This is a genomic window from Kitasatospora sp. NPDC001539 (assembly GCF_040298565.1).
Classification (GTDB): domain Bacteria; phylum Actinomycetota; class Actinomycetes; order Streptomycetales; family Streptomycetaceae; genus Kitasatospora.
Genome location: NZ_JBEPAK010000364.1, coordinates 1 through 5,035, shown reverse-complemented (window position 1 = coordinate 5,035; position 5,035 = coordinate 1). Strand labels below are relative to the sequence as shown.

General features: G+C 74.3%; 5 protein-coding genes. 2 read left to right on the top strand and 3 right to left on the bottom strand.

The window, feature by feature from the left end:
* Positions 1 to 48: 48 nt before the first annotated feature.
* Positions 49 to 2,271 (bottom strand): NADP-dependent isocitrate dehydrogenase, encoded by a 2,223-nt coding sequence (locus ABT247_RS31645; RefSeq protein ID WP_350749599.1) that lies wholly within the window; start codon positions 2,269 to 2,271, stop codon positions 49 to 51.
* A gap of 476 nt (positions 2,272 to 2,747) precedes the next feature.
* Between ABT247_RS31645 and ABT247_RS31640 the strand changes: the two genes are divergently transcribed.
* Both ABT247_RS31640 and ABT247_RS31635 read left to right on the top strand, forming a co-directional pair.
* A complete protein-coding gene (locus ABT247_RS31640) occupies positions 2,748 to 3,137 on the top strand; it encodes an SAV_915 family protein (protein WP_350749596.1) in 390 nt (129 codons plus the stop codon).
* The gene (locus ABT247_RS31635; RefSeq protein ID WP_350749593.1) at positions 3,134 to 3,478 is read left to right on the top strand and encodes a hypothetical protein; all 345 of its coding nucleotides are present in this window, start codon (positions 3,134 to 3,136) and stop codon (positions 3,476 to 3,478) included. Before ABT247_RS31640 ends, ABT247_RS31635 begins: the two co-directional genes overlap by 4 nt.
* A gap of 27 nt (positions 3,479 to 3,505) precedes the next feature.
* On the opposite strand, the gene ABT247_RS31630 is transcribed toward ABT247_RS31635, so the two are convergent.
* Together ABT247_RS31630 and ABT247_RS31625 are read right to left on the bottom strand one after the other, a co-directional pair.
* Complete coding sequence (locus ABT247_RS31630) at positions 3,506 to 3,766, bottom strand: hypothetical protein (protein WP_350749591.1); 261 nt, start codon at positions 3,764 to 3,766, stop codon at positions 3,506 to 3,508.
* Between the two features lie 146 nt (positions 3,767 to 3,912).
* Positions 3,913 to 4,767 (bottom strand): EamA family transporter, encoded by an 855-nt coding sequence (locus ABT247_RS31625; protein WP_350749588.1) that lies wholly within the window; start codon positions 4,765 to 4,767, stop codon positions 3,913 to 3,915.
* Positions 4,768 to 5,035 lie beyond the last annotated feature (268 nt).

The following is a 5,035-nucleotide window of genomic DNA, read 5'->3' as shown; positions in this document are numbered from 1 at the left end:
CGCAGGTGCGGACCCGGGGGCCTCCCGGTGCCTCGAACTCGGCTGTCGTCAGCCGAGGTTGGCGAGCGCCTCGTTGAAGGTCTTGGACGGGCGCATCACGGCGGCGGCCTTGGCCGGGTCCGGCTGGTAGTAGCCGCCGAGGTCGACCGGCGAGCCCTGGACGGCGATCAGCTCGTCCACGATCGTCTGCTCCTGCTCGGTCAGCGCCTTGGCCAGGCCGTCGAAGGCCTTGGCCAGCTCGGCGTCGGCGGTCTGCTTGGCCAGCTCCTGGGCCCAGTACATGGCCAGGTAGAAGTGGCTGCCGCGGTTGTCGATGCCACCGAGGCGGCGGCTCGGCGACTTGTCCTCGTTGAGGAAGGTGCCGGTGGCGCGGTCCAGGGTGTCGGCCAGCACCTTGGCGCGGGCGTTGCCGGTGCTGGCGGCCAGGTGCTCGAAGCTGGCGGCCAGCGCGAAGAACTCGCCCAGGCTGTCCCAGCGCAGGTAGTTCTCCTTGACCAGCTGCTGGACGTGCTTCGGGGCGGAGCCGCCCGCGCCGGTCTCGAACAGGCCGCCGCCCGCCATCAGCGGGACGACCGACAGCATCTTCGCGCTGGTGCCCAGCTCCAGGATCGGGAAGAGGTCGGTCAGGTAGTCGCGCAGCACGTTGCCGGTCACCGAGATGGTGTTCTCGCCGCGGCGGATGCGCTCCAGCGAGAACTTGGTGGCCTCGACCGGGGACATGATCTCGATCTGCAGGCCGGTGGTGTCGTGCTGCGGCAGGTAGGTCTTGACCTTCTCGATCAGCACGGCGTCGTGGGCGCGGCTCTCGTCGAGCCAGAACACCGCCGGGTCGCCGGTGGCGCGGGCGCGGGTGACGGCCAGCTTGACCCAGTCCTGGATCGGCAGGTCCTTGGTCTGGCAGGCGCGGAAGATGTCGCCCGGCTGCACGGCCTGCTCCAGCACCACGTTGCCCTCGGCGTCGACCAGGCGGACGGTGCCGGCGGCCGCGATCTCGAAGGTCTTGTCGTGGGAGCCGTACTCCTCGGCCTTCTGGGCCATCAGGCCGACGTTCGGCACCGAGCCGATGGTGGCCGGGTCCAGGGCGCCGTTGGCGCGGCAGTCGTCGATCACGGCCTGGTACACGCCGGAGTAGCTGCTGTCCGGCAGCACGGCGAGGGTGTCGGCCTCCTGGCCGTCCGGGCCCCACATGTGGCCGGAGGTGCGGATCATGGCCGGCATCGAGGCGTCGACGATGACGTCGCTCGGCACGTGCAGGTTGGTGATGCCCTTGTCCGAGTCGACCATGGCCAGCGCCGGGCCCTCGGCCAGCTCGGCCTCGAAGGAGGCCTTGATCTCGGCACCCAGGTGCGGCACGTTGTCCAGGCCGGCCAGGATGCCGCCGAGGCCGTTGTTCGGGTTCAGACCGGCGGCGACCAGCACCTCGCCGTACTTGGCGAAGGTCTTCGGGAAGAAGGCGCGGACGACGTGGCCGAAGATGATCGGGTCGGAGACCTTCATCATGGTGGCCTTGAGGTGCACCGAGAACAGCACGCCCTCGGCCTTGGCCCGGGCGACCTGCGCGGCCAGGAACTCGTTCAGGGCGGCGGCGCGCATCACCGAGGCGTCGACGACCTCGCCGGCCAGCACCGGGACCTTCTCGCGCAGGACGGTGGTGGTGCCGTCCTCGCCGACCAGCTCGATGCGCAGGGCGCCGTCGGCGGCGATCACGGCGGACTTCTCGGTGGAGCGGAAGTCGTTCTCGCCCATGGTGGCGACGTTGGTCTTGGACTCCGCGGTCCACGCGCCCATGCGGTGCGGGTGGGTCTTGGCGTAGTTCTTGACCGACTGCGGGGCGCGGCGGTCCGAGTTGCCCTCGCGCAGGACCGGGTTGACGGCGCTGCCCTTGACCTTGTCGTAGCGGGCGCGGACGTCCTTGTCCTCGTCGGTCTGCGGGTCGTCCGGGTAGTCCGGCAGGGCGTAGCCCTGGGCCTGCAGCTCGGCGATGGCGGCCTTGAGCTGCGGCACGGAGGCCGAGATGTTCGGCAGCTTGATGATGTTGGCGCTCGGGGTCTTGGCGAGCTCGCCGAGCTCGGCCAGGGCGTCGCCGATCCGCTGGGCCTCGGTCAGACGCTCCGGGAAGCTGGCGATGATGCGCCCGGCCAGGGAGATGTCACGGGTCTCCACCCGCACGCCCGCCGTCGAGGCGTACGCCTGGACCACCGGCAGGAACGAGTAGGTCGCCAGGGCCGGAGCCTCGTCGGTGTGCGTATAGATGATGGTCGAGTCAGTCATCGGTACTCCGCTTCACGTCTCCAACGTCTTGACGTCAAGATATCTCGTTCCGGGCCCCTCGCTCCACCTCCCCCCTTCCCGGAGCGCTCCGGGCGGCGTCGGCGACCGCTCCGGCGGGCATCAGGGCAGGGCGCTGCGCAGGCATCGCGCAGGCATCACGCGGCGTCTCGGCGGCCGTCACGGCAGCCGACTCCACCGTGGTCCGCCGCGGCGCGGGAGGCAAGTTTTTTCGGAGCGCCCCGACCCGTCCGCGCCCGGGCGCCCGCCGGGAACGTGTTCCCGTCGCCGTCGGCCGGTGTGCGGCCGGTCACAGGGCTGCCGTCGTCCCAACGGGTGAGCCGGGTGTCAGGGGTGCGTCAACGCGCCACCCCATTCGGTCAATGCCGCGTCAGGACCGACGACGCTGTGCCCGGACCGGGCCTAGCGTCGAGGAAGCAGTTCCGGCAGGCACCACCACCCCACCCGGGAGCATCCGCATGGCCCGCCTCGTCTGGCACGTTCCGGTCACCGCCAACGCAAACGCCAACGCCACAGTCACCGCCCACGCCACCGCCGACACCCCCGGCGCCGGCACCGACACCCTCACCGGCTGCCGCACCGGCAGCGGGGGCATCTCCGCCCTCCGCCTGTTCCGCCTGCGGGACGGGCGTCGCTGCGCGGTCGGCTTCTCCAGCCCCGAGGCCCTCGCCGCCCTGCTCGGGCCGGACCACGACTACGTCGAGATGGGCGAGCCCGCCCTGCGCAGCCTCACCGCCCCGCTCGGGGTGCACACCCTGGTGCTGGACCCCCGGCTGGTCGCCCCGCCCGTCGCCGCCCCGGCGGCAGCGCCCGCTCCGGCGCCCACCGCACAGCTCCAGCACCGGTGACGGCCCCGCTCGCCCTGGTCCCGGCCGGGCCCGAGCCCGCGCCGGGCCTGCCCGGGCAGGCCCGCGACCTGCACGCGCTCGCCCGGGTCGGCTACGGGCCCGTCCCGCTCGACTTCGACCGGCTGGCTGCGGAGTTCCCGGCCGTCCGGAGCGGCTTGGCCCTCGCCGGCGACGCCGACCTGGAGCTCCACCTGGCCTGCACCGGCCCGGAGGAGTTACGGGCGGTCGCCGCCGCGCTGCAGCGGGCGGGCGCGGCGAGGGTGCGGATCGACCTGGTGCTGCGCACGCTGACCCCCGGCCCGGCGGCCGCGCGCCCGGTCGCCCTGCGGCCGGTGCCCTGAGCGGCGGCTCCGCAGCTCCGCGGCTGCTCAGTCCTCCTGGCCGGGGCGCGGATCGGGGTTGACCGCCTGTCCGTCGATGGGGGCTCCCCAGGCGTCCTCGCCGCCCGCGTCGACGCAGTAGCCGCTGCCCTCGACGTGCCCTCCTGCGGCCCGGCACTGCTCGGCGGTGACGTCGCGCCTGCCGCCCGGCGCCGCCGAGGCGGAGGTGGCGGGGGCGACGGCGCCCGCGGCGAGGAGGACGGCGATCGTGGCGGTGACGGCGGCCCGGGCGGGGAGCGAGGAGTTCATGCGGCCCACGACAGCACGGCGGCGTGCCCCCGGCGACCACAGCTGGTCCGCCCGGGTGCACGCCGCCCTACGTCCGGACGGCCCCCGGCCGCTGCGCCGTCGGCCGCTCCGCGATGGGCTCGCTCCGCTGCGGCCCCGCCGCGCCGTTACGCCCGCGCCAGCGCCGCGATCGCGGCCAGCAGCAGCGCCGAGCCGGCCAGCACGCCCGCGGTGAGCGGCTCGCCGAGGAACAGCACGCCGATGAGCGCGGCCGTGGCCGGCTCCAGCAGCACCAGCACCGAGGCCGTCGTCCCCGGCACGGCGGTGAGACCGGTGAAGTACCAGCGGTAGGCGAGCAGGGTCGGCACCGTTCCGAGGAAGAGCAGTGCCACCCCGGTGAACGCCGGCTCCCCGGCCGTGGGCAGCACGCCCTGCACGGCCGCGAACGGCAGCAGGCAGAGCAGACCGGTGAGGAAGGCGCCGGTGCCCGCGGTCGCCGAGCCGCCGCCGCGCGCCCACAGGGTCAGCCCGCTCTGGCCGGCGCCGGCCAGCACCGCCAGGGCGGCGCCCAGGGCGGGACGCGGCCCGGCGGCCGGTGCGGCGACCAGCAGGGCCAGCCCGCCGAGGGCGAGCAGCACGGCGGCCGCCGCCCGGCGGGTGAGGCGTTCGCCGAGCAGCAGATGGGCGCCGAGGCTGGTGAGCACCGGCCCGGCGCCGATGGTGATCAGGGTGCCCAGGCCGAGGCCCGCGTACTGCACCGAGCCGAAGTAGGCGCATTGGCTGACGGCCAGGCCGAGGCCGGTCAGCACGGCGGCGCGGCGCCGGGTGGTCGTTCCGCCGGAGGGCAGCACCGCCACGCAGAGCGCGGCGACGCCGAAGCGCCAGCAGGAGACGGCCACCGGGCCCAGCCCGCTGGTGCGCAGCAGCAGCGCTGCCACGGCGCCGCCCGCGCCCCAGGCGACTGCGGCGGCCGAGATGGACAACAGGCCGCGCCGGAACGGCACGGCGGGGTACGAGGTCATGCGTCGGTGCTCCACGATGGGTTGCCGGTCGAGGTCCGCGGGGTACGCGGGCGGCAGCCATCGCCCCGGTGGCGGCGGGCGTTCCCGCCGGGGCCGGGGTGGTCGGAGTTCGCCGCCCGCTAGCGGGCCGGCGGCGGGAGGATCACGGAGCGCACGGCAGCCAGCCTACGCGCGCCGGTCGGCGATCTTCTCCGGGCGGCCGGGGCGCCCTAAAAGGATCCTGAAGATCTTGCTGGCGGAGGGGCTGTCCCGGTTGGGGACAGCCCCT